Source organism: Candidatus Omnitrophota bacterium, assembly GCA_041653595.1.
Classification (GTDB): domain Bacteria; phylum Omnitrophota; class Gorgyraeia; order Pluralincolimonadales; family Pluralincolimonadaceae; genus Pluralincolimonas.
This window is the reverse complement of sequence record JBAZFB010000003.1, coordinates 1-19,363: the sequence shown is the minus strand read 5'-3', so window position 1 is coordinate 19,363 and position 19,363 is coordinate 1. Positions and strand designations below refer to the sequence as shown.

Sequence of the window (19,363 nt, the reverse complement as noted above, 5' to 3'; positions counted from 1 at the left end):
GACCTATTGAGGCCGCCTGCCCTCAAATACCTTTTTCTTGAAGACTATCTCTTTATAGTCCGTCTCTATCGACGGCATGAAGAACTCGAGGACCCTGAAGACCGGAGGCGCCAATAACGAAGTGTATATCGCAACGGGTATGGTAATGAAGATGACCGCCTTATAGTAAGGAAAACCGGCCGAAGAGATAAGCAGGCCGTAAATAAGGGTCGAAGAGACGACCGCGATAGCGGCGATTATCATCTGCGCCGACGCCAGATGCCTGTAAAGCGCTTCTTTATATAAACCTGCGGCGTAGCCTATCGCGCCGTAAAGTACCAATATCAGCGGATGCGCCCCGGAGAATACCATCTCCAGGAGCCCGCCGGCGAAGCCGCATACCGCGCCCTTCTCTTTATCGGAATTAAGCGAAAAAAATAACACGCCTATAAGGACAAGTTCCGGGTTTGCGCCGAGGAGTTTTATGTAATTGCGGCTTCCCGCCTCAAGGACCGAAATAATGACGAGCGTTATGATGATCCGCGGCCAACTCATTCTACCGTCAATACCTCCTCAACCGCCATCGGGTTTATCGCCGGCTCTATGACCGCGAACTGGTATATCATGTTAAATTCCATTTTTACGTCTATGACTTTCCCCACGAGGAAACCCTGCGGGTATACGCCGCTAGTGCCTGAAGTCACCACCGTGTCGCCGGCTTTTATGTCCGCGGCCTTCGGGATGAACTTCATTATGCACCTGCCGTGCGCGATGCCGTACATCAGGCCGCTCGCCCTTCCTCTTTGCGATACGACCGCGACCCTTATCTCAGGATCGCTGACCAGGGATACGCGGGAACTCGCCCTGCCGACGGCTGTGACCTTCCCGATCACGACCCCGTCGGCCAGCGCGGCCATATCTTCCTTAATACCGTCTTTTACGCCCTTGTTTATTATCAGGCTCTCGGCCCAGTTAGAGATGTCGAGTCCCGTCACTTTGGCGGCCACGGAGCGCCTGCCGATCTTATCCTTCATTGAGAGCAGGCCCTTGAGCCTCCTGTTCTCGGAGACGGCCTCATCGAGCGCGGCCGCGCGCGAACCCAGCGCCGCGACATCGCGCTTTAACCTTTTATTTTCATTGGCTATACTTTTGAAATGCAGGAGCTCGAACCCTGTCTCGAATACGGCGGAGGCTATCTGCGCGGGGACCTGCAGGATGGAATGGAGGCCCAGGGTCGTTCTGTTCGTGAGGGACTCAAACGCTATCAGCAGGATAATGACAAGGGATACTGCGGCTACGACAGTTAAAGGTTTGTTCTGGAATTTTTTCACATCGTTTACTGTGATTCAGGGGACTTAGAAGCGGTAGTAACCGTAACTTTTTTGAGATATTTTATTTCGCTTAAGACCATCCCTGTCCCGAGGGCGACCGCGGTTATCGGGTCCTCCGCTATATGCACGGGAAGGCCGGTCTGTTCCGAAAGGAGTTTGTCCAGCCCCCTCAGCAACCCGCCGCCTCCGGCCAGGACCATCCCGCGCTCTATCAAGTCTGCGGAAAGCTCCGGCGGTGTGCGCTCGAGGGTTATCCTGACCGCCTCCACTATCGCGGCGATCGGCTCGGCAAGGGCTTCCCTCACTTCCTCGGAAGAGATCGTGACCGTCTTCGGGAGGCCGGCGACCAGGTCGCGGCCGCGGACTTCCATCGTCATCTCCTCTTCGAGAGGATAAGCGGAACCTATCTTTATCTTTATCTCCTCGGCGGTGCGTTCGCCGATCATGAGGTTATAAGTCTTTTTCAGGTGCTGTATTATCGCGTCGTCCATCTCGTCGCCGCCTATGCGGATCGATTTCGAGTATACGACGTCCGAGAGCGAAACTACCGCCATTTCCGTTGTACCGCCTCCGATATCGATTATCATATTGCCGGCGGGTTCCTGTATCGGAAGCCCGACGCCTATCGCGGCGGCTATCGGCTCCTCGACGAGGTATACCTCGCGGGCGCCTGCCCTCTCGGCAGAATCCTTGACCGCGCGCTTCTCGACTTCGGTAATGCCGGAAGGTATGGCGATGACCATGCGCGGCCTGACCAAAACTCGCCTGTTGTGGACCTTATTAATAAAATAACGGAGCATCGCCTCCGTTATTTCGAAATCAGCGATAACTCCGTCTTTCATCGGCCTTATGGCCACTATCGAACCGGGGGTGCGGCCTAACATCCGCTTCGCCTCTTCGCCAACCGCCAGGACGTGGTTAGTCCCCTTCTGTATGGCGACGACCGAAGGTTCGCAAAGCACTATCCCTTGGCCTTTTACGTAAACGAGCGTGCTCGCGGTGCCAAGGTCGATGCCCATGTCGTTGGAGAACATGCCGGAGATGTTGTTAAATCCCCTCTTCAAGACATCGAAAATGTTCATTCTGACCCACCCTCCCAGTATCATAAGAGGATACCAAACCACTGCATAAATGTCAACGGCAATTTAGCTTACGGACCTACGCCAAAAGTGAATTTAAGTCTTTGAGGAAGTTGGGATATGACTTGGCGATGCAGGCGGTGTCGTCGATAATGGTATCGCCCTTTGCCGCGAGGCCGGCGACTGCCATGGACATCGCGGTCCTGTGGTCGCCGAAGCTCATCGCGGTTATTCCCTTGAGCAAACCCGTGCCTTCTATTACTATATCGTCGCCCTTCAGGTTGAACTTCGCGCCCATGTTCTTCAAGTTCGCGGCCATAGAACTTATCCTGTCGGTCTCCTTGACCTTGAGTTCCTGCGCGCCTTTTATTATAGTCGTGCCACTGGCGTAAGCGGCCGCGACCATGACAACGGGCAATTCATCTATCGAGCGCGGGATGAGGTCTCCCTCTATCGTCGCGCCGCGCAGCTCAGCGCTCTCTATGGTTATGTCGGCGACCGGCTCTGAAGCTATCTCCCTCGCATTTTCTATCGAGATCTTCGCGCCCATCTTATTGAGGATATCTATTATCCCGGTCCTCGTGGGATTGACACCGACCGATTTGAGGGTCACTGCCGAATCTTTTACTATCGTCGCGGCGACCATGAAGAACGCGGCGCCGGATATATCTCCGGGGACATCTATATCCTGCGCTCGCAAATTCGCCCCGCCCTCGACCGATACCTTCAGCCCCTCTGCGGAAACACGCGCGCCGAACGCCTTGAGCATTCGCTCCGTATGGTCCCTCGACTTCGACGGCTCGGTGACAGAGGTCTTCCTGCCGGCGTAAAGCCCGGCGAGGAGGATAGCGGATTTTACCTGCGCGCTCGCGACCGGAGAGACGTAATCTATGGGATTTAATTTGCCGCCGCGGACGGTTATCGGCGCGTAATCGGCATTGTTCTTACCCTCGAATTTAGCGCCCATCATCGAGAGCGGCTCGGTGACGCGGCGCATCGGCCGCGCGGCCAATCCCTTATCAGCGGTCAAGGTCGCCGCGAAAGGCTGGCCTGCCAGGATGCCGAGGAGCAGGCGCATCGACGTGCCGGAATTGCGCATGAAAATCGGGGCTGCCGGCTCTTTGAGGCCTTTAATGCCGCGGCCTATTATGGTTATTTCATCAGGACTTTCTTTAATATCGATGCCGAGGGCGCGGAACGCCTCTATCGTGGTGAGGGTATCGTCTGAATGGAGTATATTCTTTATGACGCTCGTGCCGTTAGCGAGCGAGGCGAGCATAACGGCCCTGTGGGAGATGGACTTATCGCCGGGTAAAGCCAGGGAACCGCGTAATCTTTTGGCGGGTCTTATAGTGGCGGAGCTCAAGTTACATAGCTTTCGCTATGTCGCCCTCTTTTATCTCACCGCTGTCAGGCAGTATGTTGGCGGCCGACATCGTCTCGTAGACCTTCTCGACTGTGGCCTTGGCGACAAGCTTATTGTTCCTGTAGACACCGAATGTCACGCCCGGAGTGATGCCTTTATTGTTGCCCGCGGCGACGACTATAAAATTGAATTCCTTATTTACGACGAGGACTTTGCCTTCGGCCTCAACGCCGGGCTTGACCACTATCCTTTCAAGATCCACTTCCTTTTTCGCCTGGAGGTCCTCTACCTGTTTCAAGAGGCCCTGGTTGGTGGCCTGCAGATCACCCAGTTTCTTCTGGGCCGAGGCGTATTCCTTCTGAAGTTTGTCGAACTGTTCCTGGACTGCGGCGCGGGAAGTCTTCTCGCTCTCCCAGTTCGTCTTTACTTCCTCTATCTCTTTATCTTTATCGCTCAACTTGGCGAGGGCTTCCTCTTTGCCTTTCTTTTCTTCCGCGATCTGGGCGGCCAGCTTCTCGGCCTTATCCTGCAATGAGGTGACCTTACCCTTCAGTTCGGCAAGTTGTGACTCGAGATCGGTCTTAAGCTTCTTCTGGTCGTCGAGCTGCTTCTGAAGGTCTTCCTTGTTGGCCTGCAAATCTTTGAGGGAATTCTCGGTCGCGATTCGGGTCTTCTTTTCGGACTGGAGCCCGCTGAAAGTAACGAAAGAAAATACCAGAAAAACTACGCATAGGATAGCTAATAGTATGACGATAAGCCGGAACGATTTCATTTGTTCCTCCTTTTTGGGGTTCTACTGTAACTTATTATATATAATAAGGTTTTAAAACGCAAGAAAAAAATCGGCCCCCATCATTTTCCTCATATCGTCCGGGATGTCTGCCTTGAACTCCATCTCCCTGCCGTCCTTAGGGTGGCGCAGCCTGAGATAATATGAATGGAGCGCCTGCCTGGGGAAATTCCCTTTCGAGCCGTATTTCTCATCGCCCAGCACGGGATGGCCGATATACGCCATATGGACGCGTATCTGGTGCGTCCTGCCTGTCTTCAAGTCCAGCTTGACGAGGGTGAAACCGTCGAACCTCTTTATTACCTTATATTCCGTGACGGCTTTCCGCTCCGAATCGTACCTGACCGCCATCTTCTGCCGGTTGCTCGGGTGCCTGCCGATCGGCAGGTCCACGACGCCGTTGTCCAGCTCGACGACGCCCTTGACCAGGGCCAGGTAATTCTTCTTTACGGCGCGGTCCTTGAACTGTCTCGCGAGTTCCGCGTGGCTGGCATTATTTTTCGCCGCGACCATCACGCCGGACGTGTCCTTGTCGAGGCGATGGACTATCCCCGGCCTGCCCTCGTTCAAGTCGGAAAGTTTCCTGCAGTGGTTAAGCAGGGCGTTGACTATCGTGCCGGTACGCGAGCCGGGCGCGGGATGGACTGCGATGCCCGGCTGCTTGTTTATAACTATTATGTCGTCGTCTTCGTATATTATATTGAGGGCTATATCCTCGGCCTTCAACTCCGGGGAGGCCGGCTCCTCGAACGAGACCTCTATCTTCTCGCCCGGCTTGACCTTATGGTGCGGTTTGGCCGGTTTGCCGTTAACGAGAATGCACCCGGCGCCTATAAGTTTTTTCAGGTGGGAGCGCGAGACCGTCTTAGGCAATACCGAGACGAGGTATTGGTCGAGGCGCGCGGAGGCCGCCTCCGGCCCTACTTCGAAGGTATAATTTTCCATAATATCACCGCCGCGGCGAAGATGGCTATTGATACGGCCTGAGAAAAGGTCAATCCCATTACGGCGAGCATATTGTCGCCGCGCAGGAACTCAATGAAAAACCTGAAAACAGAATAGAGGATAAGATACAGGAAAAGCGTCCTCCCGTTAGACGGGACGCGCCTCCTTAAGATAAGATAGACGATGAACATAGCAACTGACTCGAAGAGCTGCGTCGGAAGGACCGCGCCCTGTTCCGCGTTGAAGACCACGCCGATAGGCAGCGCCGTAGCCTTTCCGTAGCAGCAGCCGTTCAGGAAACATCCTATGCGGCCGATCGCCTGGCCCAGGGCGATATACGGGATTATAAGGTCTGCCGTCTTCAGTAAAGGCATCTTATGCATTCGCAGGAAGACCGCACCGCTTATGACCGCCAGGATGAGGCCGCCGTACCAGGCGAGCCCGCCTTCCCAGAGTTTGAATATATCCAGGGGCCTTGACCTGAAATAATCTAGGTCCAAAAGTACGAACATAAGCCTGCCGCCGATGACGCCGGATACGATAAGGGTGATCATGAGGTCAAGGACCTTCTCGCCGTCCATGCCGATCGCGGCGGCGCGCCTTTTGGCGAGAAATGAGCAGACGAGGAAAGCCAGCGCGAGCATCGCGCCGTAGGAATATACGGGATAGGAACCTATCTTAAACAGTACCGGATGCATCCTTGCCTCTCAAAATTACCACGAAGAGCAATACCGCCCCTATCGTTATGCAGGAGTCCGCGACATTGAAGACCGGCCAGAAATGCACATCTATAAAATCAATTACATAACCGAAACGAAGCCTGTCTATCAGGTTCCCTGCCGCGCCTCCGAGTATGAGCGAGAACGGCAGGTATAGGGCGGGTTTCTTCTTTGCCAGATAGAAAATGGTAAACGCTATCGCTATGACGGAAATGACAACTAAAACTACGGTCTGGTACCTGAAGAGCCCGAAAGCGGCGCCGGTATTCTTGACAAGGGTAAAATTTACGATCGTGCCGATCGCGGGGAGTGAACCAACGGAGGTCAATTTCGCTGCCGCTACCGCCTTGGTAACCTGGTCTATGATGACGACCGAGGCGGCGATAATAAAAGGCGCCAGTCCTTTCCTCAGAAAGGAGTGCATTAGATTATCTTCTTCTGCGGATCCTCTTTAGCCTGGCACTCGAGGCATAGGGCGGCCCAGGGCATGGCAGTAAGGCGCTGCTTGGGTATCTGCTTCTCGCATTCGGTGCATATGCCGAAGGCCTTATCCTCGATGCGCTTGAGCGCCTCTTCTATAGCGTAGAGTATCTTTTGCTGGACGTTTGTCGCGATGCCGAGGGAAAACTCCCTGTCGAAACTGTCGGTAGCGACATCGGCCATGTGGAAAGTGTATGCCGACAGGTCTCCCGAGGCGTCCCTCTGCGACGTATTCAAGGAATCTTTCTGGACGCCGCGGACCTCTTTCAGCATCTCCTCTTTCTTCTTCAGGAGCATCTTCTTATATTTTTCGAGTTCTTCCCTGTCAATCTTCATCATATTATTCTCCTTTTAATACTTTTGAGCAGCGCCCGCAAAGCTCCGGATGTTCAGGGTCGCTTCCGACCTCTTTTTTATACGTCCAGCAGCGGCCACATTTGCCTCCGGCTGACTTATCCACGTAAATGCCCAGCCCTTCGGCCTCGAGCAATCCGTCTTTTCCTGCCGGCATGCTGCCTGCTTCCTCGAGCCTGAAATCCGAGACCAGGAATACTCCCGCGAGCTCTCTTGCGAAATCATGCAGGAACTTGTATTTACCGGTATCCTTTATATACAGCGTGACCGAGGCTTCCATCGAATCGCCTATCACGCCCTTGGCCCTCTTCTCCTCTATCGCCTTCATTATATAAGGACGAAGGACGAATATCTTCTCCCATCTCTCCTCGAGGGACTTGTCGATATACCCCTCGCGGGCCTCGGGCCAAAGCGAAGCGTGGACGCTTGATTCCGGGTCATCCCTCCTGGCCTTCTGCCATATCTCATCGGCCGTAAACGGCGCCACCGGCGCGAGCGTTTTCGCCAGGGCCATCACTATCTCATAGATCACGGTCTGGCACGACCTCCGCTCTTTCGAGTTCGGCGCATAAGTATACAACCTGTCCTTTGAAACGTCAAGATAAAAACTGGAAAGCTCAACGGTGCAAAAGCTGTACAGGGCGCGGAAGACCTTGTGGAACTCGAAGGCGTCATAATAACCTTCTATCTCATGGACCAGCGAGAAGGCCTTCGAGACCGCCCATTTATCTATCTCAAGGAGGTCTTTATGCGCGAGCCTGTCTTTGCCCGGGTCGAAATCGAAAAGGTTCCCCAGTATAAAGCGAGCCGTGTTCCTGATCTTGCGGTACGCCTCGGAAGTGCGCTCTATTATCTCTTTCGATATCCTTATATCCTCGTAGTAATCGCACGACGCGACCCACATCCTCAGGACGTCGGCGCCGTGCGTCTTTATCACGTCCTGCGGCGAGATTACGTTGCCCAGGGATTTCGACATCTTCCTCCCATCGCCGTCGACGACGAAACCGTGCGTTAGGACGCTCCTAAACGGCGGCTTATGCTCTATTGGCATAGAGGTAAGTACCGCGGCCTGGAACCACCCGCGGTGCTGGTCGCTCCCCTCCAGGTAAAGGTCTGCCGGGAAGGCGAGTTCTTTCCTTTTCCTCAATACGGATTGGTGGCTGACGCCGGAGTCGAACCAGACGTCGAGTATATCCTCTTCCTTCCTGAATTTTTTGCCTTTGCACTCCGGGCACTCGAACGCCGCGGGCATCAGCTCCTCGGCGGCCTTGCTGAACCATACGTTCGAACCTTCTTTTTCCATAAGGTCAGCGATATGGTTTATCAGGCCGGGATCGAGCACCGGTTTCTTGCACGATTCGCAGTAGAATGCCGGTATCGGCACGCCCCAGTACCTCTGGCGCGAGAGGCACCAGTCCGGCCGGTTCTCTATCATCGCCGATATCCTGTTCTCGCCGATAGAAGGGACCCATCTCACGCGCTTTATCTCTTCGAGCGTCTGTTTCCTCAGCGCGTTATGGTCTACATTTATGAACCACTGGACCGTCGCCCTGAATATGACCGGCTCCTTGCACCTCCAGCAATGCGGATAAGAATGCGCGATCGTCCCCGAATACAGGAGGTTGCCGTCCTTCATCAGCCTCTCCAGTATCGCGCCGTTCGCCTTGAAGACATGCATCCCGGCGAATTCGCCGGCGGTCTTGTCGAATAATCCCCTCTCGTCTACGGGCATTATCGTCGGCAGGCCGTATTTTTGTCCCGTAAGGTAATCTTCCATCCCGTGGCCCGGCGCGGTGTGTACGCATCCGGCGCCCTCCTCGTTAGAGACGTAGTCCGCGAGGACTACCTTCCCTTCCCTCTCAATGAACGGGTGTTTATACAGGAGGCCTTCGAGGTCCTTGCCTTTTATGGTCGAGATGACTTTATGATCTTTAAAACCTGCCTTGGCCGCGACGGACTCAAGAAGGTCCTTCGCGAGTATATAGTGCTCTCCGCCGGCCTCGACCGTCACGTAGTCGAGGGCGGGATGGACCGCGACCGCGACATTCGCGACCAGGGTCCAGGGAGTCGTCGTCCAGATCACCAGGAAATGTTTTCCGTCCGGGAATCTCCTGTCTATGACCTTGAACTTCACGAATATCGACGGCGAGGTATGGTCCGCGTATTCCACCTCTGCCTCGGCGAGCGCTGTTTCGCAGCGCACGCACCAGTTGACCGGCTTTACCCCCTTATAGACATAACCGCCTTCGACAAGTTTCCCGAACGAGCGTATGATCCCGGCGACATACTCGGGCTTGAGCGTGAGGTACGGGTCGTCCCAGTCGCCGAACACCCCGAGGCGCTTGAACTGCTCTTTCTGCGTCCCGACAAACCTGAGCGCGTAATCCGCGGCCTTCTTACGGAATTCAAGCTGGCCTATCTGCCCCTTTGATATCTTGAGCTCTTTAAATAAGGCGTGCTCGACCGGAAGCCCGTGGCAGTCCCATCCCGGGACATAGGGCGAATCGAAGCCGCGCATCGTCTTATATTTGACGACTATGTCCTTAAGTGTCTTGTTCAAGGCGTGGCCGATATGGATATCGCCGTTGGCATACGGCGGCCCGTCGTGCAGGATATACTTCGGCTTGCCGGCGAATTTCTTCCTTATCCGGCCGTAGATATCATTATCCTGCCAGGATTTCAGCATCTCCGGCTCCCTCTTCGGGAGGTCGGCCTTCATCGGGAAATCCGTCTTGGGCAGGTTCAGCGTGTCTTTATAATTCATATTCTCTCTATCAGGGTATATATCAATTTCGTGAGTTTCGGTTCGGCCTCGTTCGCCGTCTTTATTATCTCATCTATATTGCATGGTTTGAGCGTCTCAGGGAGGCAGACGTCGGTGATGACGCTTATGCCGAATATGCGCAACCCCGCGTGCCTGGCCACGATGACTTCCGGAACGGTCGACATCCCTACCGCGTCGGCGCCGATCATCTGGAAGAACTTATACTCCGCGCGCGTCTCGAGGTTCGGGCCGGTGATGCCTACATATACGCCCTTATGCATCCTGATCTTCTCTTCCTTCGCGATCTCTTCGGCCAAGGCGATAAGCTTCGGGTCGTAAAGGTCGCAGAAATCCGGGAACCTAGGGCCGAGCGATTCGTCATTCGGCCCTATCAGGGGATTTACCCCGGTAAAATTTATGTGGTCGGCTATCGCCATGAGGTCTCCGGCCTTGTAAGCCGGGTTCATACCGCCCGCGGCATTAGAGACGACGAGTATCTTAGCGCCGAGCGCCTTTACCACCCTGACCGGATAAGTGACCTGGTCCAGCGGGTACCCCTCATAATAGTGGAACCTGCCTTCCATCGCGACGACATTCTTGTCGCCTATCTTGCCGAATACGAGCTCGCCTTTGTGCCCCTTGACCGTAGATACCGGGAAATTGGGTATCTTCCAATATTCTATGCTCCTCTTCTCTTTTATCTTCTCGGCGAGGTTGCCCAGGCCGGTCCCCAGGATTATGGCGATGTCGATCTTCGGTGTCTCTTTCAACTCGACCTTTATGAATTTGATCGTATCTTCGATCTTTGTCTTCAGCTCGTGCATTTGTCTCTCCTTATTTCCGGGATGCGGCTATTACCTTAACCTCATCGCCAGTTCCAGAAGTGTCGGCACCAGAAAATATTTATTTACGGAATAGAGGACTATCGTCGCTATCCACGGCGAGATGTCCATGGACCCCAACGGGGGGATGAACCTCCTTATAGGCGCCAGTATCGGGTCGGTGGACCTGTTCAGGAACTGCACAAGCGGGTTGAACGGGTCGGGATTGACCCAGCTTATGACCGCCCGGAAAAATATCAGGATACATAATATATTTAGCAGGATCTCAAGCAGGCGCGCGGCCCAGAATATCAGATTGCTCAATACGAACATCCCTTATTCCCCCGATAATTCTTTTGAACGGCGCGCCGCGGCGGTCACGGCCTTTCCGACTATACTCTTCATCCCCGCGCGGTCGAATACTTTTATCGCCTGTTCGGTAGTGCCGCCCTTTGACGTCACGCTCCGGCGCAGGACCTGCGGCTCATGCCCCGATTCTATAAGCAGCCGCGCCGCGCCGAGGGCGGTCTTCGATACGAGCTTTTTTGCCGTAGCCCTGTCCATCCCGAGGCTGACAGCAGATTCTATGAGCGCCTCTTTGAGGTAAAAGAAATAGGCCGGGCCGCTTCCCGATACCGCGGTGACGAGGTCAAAATATTTCTCGTTTAAATCTACCGTATCCCCAACGCTCGAAAATATCTTGTCCGCGGCCTTCAGGTCTCCGGCAGTCGCGTATCTGCCTCTGCAAACAGCCGTGATGCCCTCGCCTACAAGCGCCGGCGTATTCGGCATCACCCTTATGACGCGGGGCCTTCGTATGCGCGCAAGGGCCTTCTCTATCCTGCGGGTATTTATCCCGGCCGCGATCGAGATATATAACCGGCCCTTGCCGTAAAAAGATACCTCTTCTAATACCTCGCCGATATTTTGCGGCTTGACCGCGAAGATGACGATATCGCTGTGCGCTACGGTCTCCGATATGGATCCGGTTGCCAATATTCCATATTTCTTAACGGCAACCACGCGTTTGGCCCGGTCGTTATCAAAACCTGTAATACCCGTCCTTCTGACGGCGCCGGATAAGAGGAGGCCGTTTATTATCGCCCCACCCATATTCCCCAGGCCGATGACGCCTATTCTTTTATCCGCCAAATATCGCATGCCCTATCCTTATTATATTCGCGCCTTCCTCTATCGCTACCTCGAAATCCTGGGTCATGCCCATCGAGAGATACCTCATGTCCACATTCCTGATCCTTTTCGTCAAGATAAGCAGGGACAATTTCTTCAACCTCTCAAAATACGGCCTCGAATCCTCCGGGTTCTCAGTGAACGGCGCCATCGTCATCAGGCCCATGACCTTTATATGGGGTAATACGGCTATCTTTTCTATAAGGGGAAGCGACTGCTCCGGCAATACCCCGTATTTTGTCGCCTCCTCCGAAGTCTTGACCTCTATCAATACCTTCTTCGGGTCCAGGAGCCCGGCCGACCGTCTCGATATCTCCTCGGCCAGTTTCAGGGAATCCACCGAGTGGATGAGATCGAACATCCTCACCGCCTCCTTGACCTTATTTGTCTGCAGGTGGCCGATAAGGTGCCACTTTGCCCTGTATTCTATCGCCTTAAATTTTATCTCCGCGGCCTGCACATAGCTTTCGCCTATATCCGTAACTCCCGCGGCAAGGGCCTCTTCTATCTGCGGGACGCCTACGGCCTTGGTCACGCAGACGAGCGTGATATCCCGGTCGTTCTTCCCTATCTTCCCGGCCGCGAGGCGGATACGCTCCTTTATGGCCTGTATATTTTCAGGGATCATCTTTTAGAAATACTCGCTGAATATCCGGTTTACCCTGTCGACGAGCTTACCTAAAGGCGTGTTCCCGAAGATATTCTTCCGGACCTTTCTCTTCGCGCCTTCCCTGGCCCAGTATTTTACCAGCCCGACCGAGGCTATCTGTCCGGCGCCGGCCCGCGCCATATCCCCGCCGGTAACACCCTTGACGAGCCCCATCTTCACCGGCATGCTGAGCGATAATTCCAGCATCTCAAGGAAACCTCCCAGCGAGGTCAGGTCGCCGGCGACCACGCATCCCATCGCGGCTTCCTTGGCGGCACGCATATCCTTCAGCTTTCCGCCTATCTCTTTTATCAGCCCCTCGGCCTCCGGCCTTACCGCCTCGGCGAGGGCCTTCCTCGAAAGGGAGCGGCTCGAACCGCCCAGCCTCAGGACCAGCTTGTCCCCCTCCGGCGAAGCGCTCCCCTGCGCGGCCGGTTCAACGGCCGCGGGCTTATCAAGGGATATCTCACGTTTCAACAGGTCTGCCGCGTACTCGCGTGGTATCTTGAAATTATCGGCGATGAGCCCGGCCATCCCGCCGCTGCCGGCCGGTATTATCTCGATCGATTTGATCTCGCCGCCGTTATACACGATCATATGCGTGGCGGAATAGGAGATGAAAATGAATATTACGCCCAATTCCTTCTCGAGTTCTTCAAGTATCGCGTGCCCGGCCGCTATGCCCGAGAGGATTATATCCCTGATCTCAAAACCCGCCGTATTTATCGATCTCCTGACATTGTGGAGGTTGGTCACCAGGGCAGTCACGAATTCCATGTCCGCCTCAAGCCGCGTGCCGAACATCCCGGTCGGGTCCTTGATCCCGTCCTGGCCGTCGAGGATAAAATCGCGCGTTATCGAATGGACTATCTCCCTGTCGAAGGGAAGCGCTATCGTCCTGGCGGCCTCGGTCACCCGCTCGACCTCGTGCCTGCTTATCTCATTCTCTTTCTCGGCGACGGTCACGCTCCCCTTGGTGTTATAGACGCGCAGGCTCGCGCCGTCGCAGTTAGTCACGAGGGATACGATCTTTGTCTTCGCCGAGGCCTCCGCTTTTTCGACGGCTGAGGCGACCGACAAAGCTACCTCGCTTATATCCGATATCGCGCCGTTATCCATCCCCCTCGACGGCACCGAGGCGGATCCCAACAGCGACAAGGTATCCTTCTCCTCGGTCGAACAGACCGAGCAGGTCACGAAATCCTCGCTTATATCCAGTCCGGCTAATATCTTCTTCATTTCTTTTCCGGTTTAAACGTCACCGCGGCATCGGTGAACCTGAGGTCCATCGAATTGATCTTCGACCTGTCCACCTTTGGATTGCTCAGCGCCGCGGCCAGCGAATCTAGCTTCCTGTCGAGATCATTATTGCCGACCACTATCGTCATCCCGTCCATCACGAAAAAAGCCTTTTCCGGATATGTCATATCGACGGACGTGACCGCCGATCTCGCGAACTCCTTCCTCGAATAGATGCGACGGAGGATATCGAGGGCGGTGTTGAGCCTCCTCGACTTCACCCTCGTGCCCGCTTTGGGGTCCGCGAGCCGGGACTCAAGGCCGGTAATAAGGGGGAGCGAATCGAGGCTGCCTGTATCCGAGACGATGACGCAGTCGAAATCCACCGGCAGGACCCTCCCAAACCTTATCCTCGCCACCGCCTCCCTGTCCTTTATATTCGCGATGATGCGGTTGGGCAGGAACTTGGTTATCACCACTATCTGGAATTCGGGGTGCGCCGCTTTTATCTTGCCGGCGAGCGCCGCGGTATCCACCGTGAAAAAATTGACGGGAAATTCGAGGTTAAAATATTCCTTTTGTATATATAAGTTCCCTTCGCCGCCAGGTTTTACTATCTCGACCTTTTTTACCTCAAAAGACGGCGCGGCGCAGAGAAAATCCTTTAGCCACAGGCCGGCTGCTATCACCGCGAGCGCCAATACCACAATGGCGGTGACCGCAACCCTGTTGCGTTTCATGAAACCGCCGAACTGCTTTGAGGCTTCCGAGCCTGATTTCCTTTTTCTCGCCATATTATTTAAAAGCCGATTCGAGCATCTTCTCGCACAACAACGGAAAATCCATCCCTCTCGCCTTCGCGGCCTTCGGCAGGAGGCTGAGCTGGGTCATTCCCGGTATCGTATTTACCTCGAGGACGACTATCTTCCCCCCGTCGTCAAGTATCATATCGACCCTGGAAAAAGACCTGCAGCCGAGGGCGTTATGCGCCTTGATGCCGGCGTCCTGCGCGAGCCTCGCCTCTCCTTCGGATATGGGCGCGGGACAGAGATAGTCGGTCATCCCGGCCGTATATTTGGCGACCTCATCGTAATAACGCCTTTTCGGGACGACTTGTATCACGGGCAGCGGCTTGTCGTCGACTATCCCCACGGTAAGCTCTTTTCCGTGTATGAACTCCTCGAGGAGCACCTGTTCGCCGAACTTGAACGCTTCCTTAATGGCGCCGTCCAGCTCCTCGACCTTGTCTATTATAGAAACCCCGACCGAAGAGCCCTGCGCCGAGGGCTTGACGACGACCGGCGCCGGGAATTTCAGTTTCGGCCTGGTCCCGTTCTCGATCACGTGGTATCCCGGGATGTTGAGCCCGGCTTTTTTGAACAACTTACGCGAGGCGATCTTATCCATGCCGAGCTGGCTCGCTTTTACTTTCGAGCCGGTATAGGGTATCCTGAGGTCCTCTAATATCGTCTGTATCTGTCCGTCCTCGCCGAATGTCCCGTGTAGGGCGATGAAGGCGACGTCGATACCCGCCGACCTCAGTTCGTCTCTCGTCGGGAGCCATATCTCCATAGGGATCGCGTTGTAGCCCTTGCTCAACAAAGCGTCTGTTATGGCCCTTCCCGAGCGCAGCGAGACGTCCCTCTCGGCGGATGGCCCGCCCATCAGGACTCCTATCCTCGACCCCACCTTATCCATTAAAACTCTCCTATTAATTTAGTCTCTAATTTTAACATAATTTGATGTTCTTTAAAAACTATTTTTTGTATCTCATCTATTAATTTCCTGACGTCGGAGGCCGAGGCATTTCCCCTGTTTATGATGAAGTTCGCGTGCTTCTCCGAGACCGCAGCGCCCCCTACCGATTTTCCTCTCAAGCCGCACTTATCTATAAGCTCCCAGGCCGGCGAACTTCCAGACGGGTTGAGAAAGATACTCCCCACGCTGGGATAGCCGAGCTCCTGCGTTTTTCTTTTTTTCTCCAGGTTTTTCTTCGTTTCGGCCTCTATCTTATCCTTGGCCTTCTTTTCCAGCTTGAGCCTGGCCGAAACCAGGACCAAACCGTCGAGGTTAGAGGAACGGTACGAGAATTTAAGGCTCTCTTTGCCCAGTTTCACCTTCTCGAGGTCCTTGAGCGCGGTTATCTCCTCGACGAGATCCCCTATCGCCCTTGACGGCCACCCGGCGTTCATCGTGATGGCGCCGCCGAGCGTCCCGGGTATCCCGGCGAGGAACTCAAGGCCTCCCAGGTCCTTCTCCGCGGCCTTCGTTATAAGCTCGTGGGTCTTTATCCCGCAGCCCGCGATGGCCGTATCCCCGTCGAATTCTATCCCGCTGAAGGACGGCGATCCTAAAGAGACGACAAACCCCCGGATGCCCTTGTCCCCGACCAGGAGCTTGCTGCCCCCGCCGATCATGAAATAATCCGCTTTATGCGAAACGGCGTAGCGCAGGATAACCAGCAGGTCGTCGACGTCCTCCGGACAGACAAAAATATCCGCCGGCCCGCCTATCTTGAATGTCGTATGGCGGTCCATCGGCTCGTCGAGCTTGACCGAGCCCTTTATGAAGCCTAAGGGTTCTTTCTTGATATCTTGCCTCTCTTTTTCGAAAGCTCCTGCGCCATCTCCCCGGCTATCGAGGTAATATCCCCGGCGCCCATCATCAGGACCATATCACCGCGTTTTATATCCCTCAAGAGATATTCTTTTAATTCTTTCTTGGGCAGGTATATGACGTCCTTGTGGCCGTGCTTTTTCACTTCCTCGTAGATACTTTTTCCGGAGACATTATCGAGCTCGTCCTCAGACGCCGCGTAAATATCCGTAAGTATCAGCCGGTCGGCCATATCGAAACAGTTCCCGAACCTGTCCTTCAGGTACTTGGTCCTGGAGAAGCGGTGCGGCTGGAAGACCGCTATAAGCCGCGCGGGTTTCCAGTTCTTAGCAGCCAATATAGTCGCCTTTATCTCGGCCGGATGGTGCGCGTAATCGTCTATCACCTTTATCCCGTTTCCGGAATACTTGACCTGGAACCTCCGCGCGGCGCCGGTAAAATCCTCGACCGCCTTCTTTATCGTCCCGAAATCAAGGCCCAGCTCCAGCGCCACGGCGAACGCGGCCATTGCGTTCGAGATGTTATGTATCCCCGGGATATTTATCGCGGCCCGCCCCAGGTTCTTGCCGCGGTAGATTATCTCGAACTCGGAATGCGAGTCGTGCATCTTTATCTTCCCGGGAAATATATCGCCGCCGGCCGAAAGGCCGAAGGTGACGACCTCCTTGGGATAACCGCGGAGCGCCCGCTTCAAGTTATCGCAGTCGCCGCATGCGAAGAGTTTCCCGCCCGGCTTGATCTTCTCGATGAATTTCAAATACCAGGATATTATCTCCCCCATGTTCCTGTAATAATCGAGGTGTTCGGCGTCGATATTCGTGATGACCCCGTAGAGCGGTTTCAGGTGGACGAACGAGCCGTCGCTCTCGTCCGCCTCCACCACAAAATGCCCGCCCTTTCCTACCCTCGCGTTGCCCTCCAGTGATTTCACCTCGCCGCCGAGGATCGCGGTCGGGTCGAGCCCCGCCCTGTATAAGATATGGGCGATGAGCGATGATGTCGTCGTCTTGCCGTGGGCGCCGGTAACCGCGATCCCTTTCCTGCCGTTCATTATCAGGGCAAGCATATCGGCGCGGTGGAGCGTCGTTATCTTTTTATTGCGCGCGGCCTTTAGCTCCGGGTTCTCCGGAGTGATCGATGACGAGAATACGACGATATCGGCGCCCTCTATGTTCTTCTCGTGATGGCCGTCGTGGAATTTGCCGCCGAGAGATTCGAGCTTCTCGATGATGCGCGAACGCCTGACGTCCGAGCCGGAGACCTTATGGCCCTTCTTTAGCAGGACGAAAGCGATAGCGCTCATCCCGATGCCGCCGATGCCGATAAAATGAATGTGCTTCTTACCTTTTAGTTTCATGATCACCTTATAATATTGTTTTATCCCTTGAAATTTAAGTCTCGCTCGGCCTTATTTATTACTCGCTTCATCTAATACCTACTGCGTCATAAACCGGCTCTTCGCAAGACGCTAAATTTCAAGGTATGATACAATCGGCAAGACGCTTAGCCGCATCGGGTACAGCAAACCTTTTGGCGGCATCCGACATCATCTTAAGTTTCGCCTTGTCGTCCTTCAACTCAAATATCTTGTCCTTCAGCATCTGGGGCGTGAGGCCGAGCTCGTCCATGATGACCGTCCCGCCTGTCTTCTCGAGCGCGGCGGCGTTATGGTACTGGTGTCCGCCGGCGAACCTGTAAGGGACCATTATCGATGGTTTGCCAAGGGCCGCGATCTCAAAGAGCGCCGTAGCCCCGGCGCGAGAGACGATGAGGTCCGCCATCGCGTACGCGTATCCTATATCCCCGACGAAATCGCATACGCAGCCGTCAACGCCGCTCCCTTCGTATTTTTTCCGAACATCATCGATATTCTTCATCCCGGCGATATGCAGTATGTTAACCTGCTTTTTTTCTTCATCGCTCAAGGTCCCCAGCATATCCCCTACTATCATGTTTATCTTCTGCGCGCCCTGGCTCCCTCCGAGGATAAGTACCGTGAATTTGTCCGGGCTGAACTTATAAAACCTTCGCGCGTCCTCTCTTTTTGTCATCAGGAGTTTCTTGCGTATGGGGTTGCCGGTAAATACCGCTTTCCTCCCGAAGGCCTTTTCCGTCTCCTTGAAACTCACCGCGACGCGCCTCGCCAGAAGCGCCAATATCTTGTTCGCCATCCCGGCCTCGCAATTCTGCTCGTGCAGAAAAAGCGGTTTTCCCATGAGCGCGGCGAATTTGCATATCGGGAATGAAGCATATCCGCCGAAACCGACCACGATATCGGGCTTATAATCAAATAACAACTTGCCGGACCTCAGGCAAGCCGAGGTGAACCGCGCGAGGAATTTCAGGAACTTTACCGGGTTCGCAGATAGTTTCGCCACGGGCATAAGCCTGTAGGGAATATCGAACGACCCGAAGAGTCTCATCTCGAGGGGATGGTCCGTCCCGACGAGCAGGACCTCGCCGGCCCCCCTCTCCTTTATCTCCTGGGCAAGGCTCAACCCTGGGAAGATATGCCCTCCTGTCCCTCCGCACGCGATAAGTATCTTCATCCCGTTTATATAATGTTTATGACCGGGATTCATATAACTATTCTTCTTTCTCATAAGGGCTCTCGCTGTATTTGGCAATATTGAGCAGAAGCGCCACTCCGATCATGTCGAAGACGAGCGACGAGCCTCCGTAGCTTATGAACGGCAGCGGCAGTCCCTTAGTCGGCATAGAACCGGTAGCGACGGCGATATTGATGACCGCCTCGAGCCCGATGATCGAGACGACCCCCAGCGCGACCAGGTGCCCGAAGAGGTCCCTCGCCCTAAGCGCTATCCTGAAACCCAGCCAGATGAAGAGCGCGAAGAGGATTATCACCGCGCCGGCGCCTATGAGGCCCAGCTCCTCCCCGATTATGGAAAATATAAAATCCGTATGCGCACCCGGGAGATAGAGCAATTTCTGCCGCGACTGGCCGAGCCCGACCCCGAACGGGCCGCCGGACCCGAGCGCTATATAAGACTGGATTATCTGGAACCCGACGCCTTGCGGG

General features: G+C 54.7%; 21 protein-coding genes. All 21 read right to left on the bottom strand.

Features of this window, described 5'->3' with window-relative positions; genetic code table 11:
* Positions 1 to 3: 3 nt before the first annotated feature.
* On the bottom strand, positions 4 to 534 hold the full coding sequence (mreD, locus tag WC317_01985) for a rod shape-determining protein MreD (GenBank protein ID MFA5338900.1): 531 nt from the start codon (positions 532 to 534) through the stop codon (positions 4 to 6).
* Entirely contained in the window at positions 531 to 1,310 is a 780-nt protein-coding gene (mreC, locus tag WC317_01980; protein ID MFA5338899.1) for a rod shape-determining protein MreC, read from the bottom strand. Before mreC ends, mreD begins: the two co-directional genes overlap by 4 nt.
* A gap of 5 nt (positions 1,311 to 1,315) precedes the next feature.
* Positions 1,316 to 2,392 carry a rod shape-determining protein gene (locus WC317_01975; protein ID MFA5338898.1) on the bottom strand — a complete coding sequence of 359 codons (1,077 nt, stop codon included), beginning with the start codon at positions 2,390 to 2,392 and terminating at the stop codon, positions 1,316 to 1,318.
* A 76-nt stretch (positions 2,393 to 2,468) separates the two neighbouring features.
* The gene (gene aroA / locus WC317_01970) at positions 2,469 to 3,755 is read right to left on the bottom strand and encodes a 3-phosphoshikimate 1-carboxyvinyltransferase (protein ID MFA5338897.1); all 1,287 of its coding nucleotides are present in this window, start codon (positions 3,753 to 3,755) and stop codon (positions 2,469 to 2,471) included.
* Position 3,756: 1 nt separating this feature from the next.
* Positions 3,757 to 4,527 (bottom strand): hypothetical protein, encoded by a 771-nt coding sequence (locus WC317_01965; GenBank protein MFA5338896.1) that lies wholly within the window; start codon positions 4,525 to 4,527, stop codon positions 3,757 to 3,759.
* Between the two features lie 51 nt (positions 4,528 to 4,578).
* A complete protein-coding gene (locus tag WC317_01960; GenBank protein MFA5338895.1) occupies positions 4,579 to 5,490 on the bottom strand; it encodes an RluA family pseudouridine synthase in 912 nt (303 codons plus the stop codon).
* A complete protein-coding gene (gene lgt, locus WC317_01955; protein ID MFA5338894.1) occupies positions 5,466 to 6,188 on the bottom strand; it encodes a prolipoprotein diacylglyceryl transferase in 723 nt (240 codons plus the stop codon). Before lgt ends, WC317_01960 begins: the two co-directional genes overlap by 25 nt.
* Positions 6,169 to 6,633: a signal peptidase II gene (gene lspA / locus WC317_01950; protein MFA5338893.1), complete on the bottom strand. Its 465-nt coding sequence runs from the start codon at positions 6,631 to 6,633 to the stop codon at positions 6,169 to 6,171. Before lspA ends, lgt begins: the two co-directional genes overlap by 20 nt.
* Positions 6,633 to 7,028, bottom strand: coding sequence for a TraR/DksA family transcriptional regulator (locus WC317_01945; protein MFA5338892.1), 396 nt, complete (start codon positions 7,026 to 7,028; stop codon positions 6,633 to 6,635). Before WC317_01945 ends, lspA begins: the two co-directional genes overlap by 1 nt.
* Before the next feature lies 1 nt (position 7,029).
* Positions 7,030 to 9,807 carry an isoleucine--tRNA ligase gene (gene ileS, locus WC317_01940; GenBank protein MFA5338891.1) on the bottom strand — a complete coding sequence of 926 codons (2,778 nt, stop codon included), beginning with the start codon at positions 9,805 to 9,807 and terminating at the stop codon, positions 7,030 to 7,032.
* On the bottom strand, positions 9,804 to 10,631 hold the full coding sequence (locus WC317_01935) for a purine-nucleoside phosphorylase (GenBank protein ID MFA5338890.1): 828 nt from the start codon (positions 10,629 to 10,631) through the stop codon (positions 9,804 to 9,806). The genes ileS and WC317_01935 overlap by 4 nt, the downstream gene beginning before the upstream one ends.
* 30 nt (positions 10,632 to 10,661) lie before the next feature.
* Positions 10,662 to 10,952: a YggT family protein gene (locus WC317_01930; protein MFA5338889.1), complete on the bottom strand. Its 291-nt coding sequence runs from the start codon at positions 10,950 to 10,952 to the stop codon at positions 10,662 to 10,664.
* Between the two features lie 12 nt (positions 10,953 to 10,964).
* Positions 10,965 to 11,789, bottom strand: a complete 825-nt coding sequence (proC, locus tag WC317_01925) for a pyrroline-5-carboxylate reductase (GenBank protein ID MFA5338888.1) — start codon at positions 11,787 to 11,789, stop codon at positions 10,965 to 10,967.
* Positions 11,770 to 12,447 carry a YggS family pyridoxal phosphate-dependent enzyme gene (locus WC317_01920; GenBank protein ID MFA5338887.1) on the bottom strand — a complete coding sequence of 226 codons (678 nt, stop codon included), beginning with the start codon at positions 12,445 to 12,447 and terminating at the stop codon, positions 11,770 to 11,772. Before WC317_01920 ends, proC begins: the two co-directional genes overlap by 20 nt.
* Positions 12,448 to 12,450: 3 nt before the next feature.
* Entirely contained in the window at positions 12,451 to 13,707 is a 1,257-nt protein-coding gene (gene ftsA, locus WC317_01915; GenBank protein ID MFA5338886.1) for a cell division protein FtsA, read from the bottom strand.
* Positions 13,704 to 14,501, bottom strand: a complete 798-nt coding sequence (locus WC317_01910) for a cell division protein FtsQ/DivIB (protein ID MFA5338885.1) — start codon at positions 14,499 to 14,501, stop codon at positions 13,704 to 13,706. Before WC317_01910 ends, ftsA begins: the two co-directional genes overlap by 4 nt.
* 1 nt (position 14,502) lies before the next feature.
* A complete protein-coding gene (locus tag WC317_01905) occupies positions 14,503 to 15,405 on the bottom strand; it encodes a D-alanine--D-alanine ligase (protein ID MFA5338884.1) in 903 nt (300 codons plus the stop codon).
* Positions 15,405 to 16,244, bottom strand: a complete 840-nt coding sequence (gene murB, locus WC317_01900; GenBank protein MFA5338883.1) for a UDP-N-acetylmuramate dehydrogenase — start codon at positions 16,242 to 16,244, stop codon at positions 15,405 to 15,407. Before murB ends, WC317_01905 begins: the two co-directional genes overlap by 1 nt.
* Positions 16,245 to 16,279: 35 nt before the next feature.
* On the bottom strand, positions 16,280 to 17,680 hold the full coding sequence (gene murC / locus WC317_01895; protein MFA5338882.1) for a UDP-N-acetylmuramate--L-alanine ligase: 1,401 nt from the start codon (positions 17,678 to 17,680) through the stop codon (positions 16,280 to 16,282).
* Between the two features lie 118 nt (positions 17,681 to 17,798).
* Positions 17,799 to 18,926 carry an undecaprenyldiphospho-muramoylpentapeptide beta-N-acetylglucosaminyltransferase gene (gene murG / locus WC317_01890; GenBank protein MFA5338881.1) on the bottom strand — a complete coding sequence of 376 codons (1,128 nt, stop codon included), beginning with the start codon at positions 18,924 to 18,926 and terminating at the stop codon, positions 17,799 to 17,801.
* The coding region (locus tag WC317_01885) for an FtsW/RodA/SpoVE family cell cycle protein (protein ID MFA5338880.1) at positions 18,910 to 19,363 on the bottom strand (454 nt) is incomplete at its 5' end. The genes WC317_01885 and murG, both read right to left, overlap by 17 nt.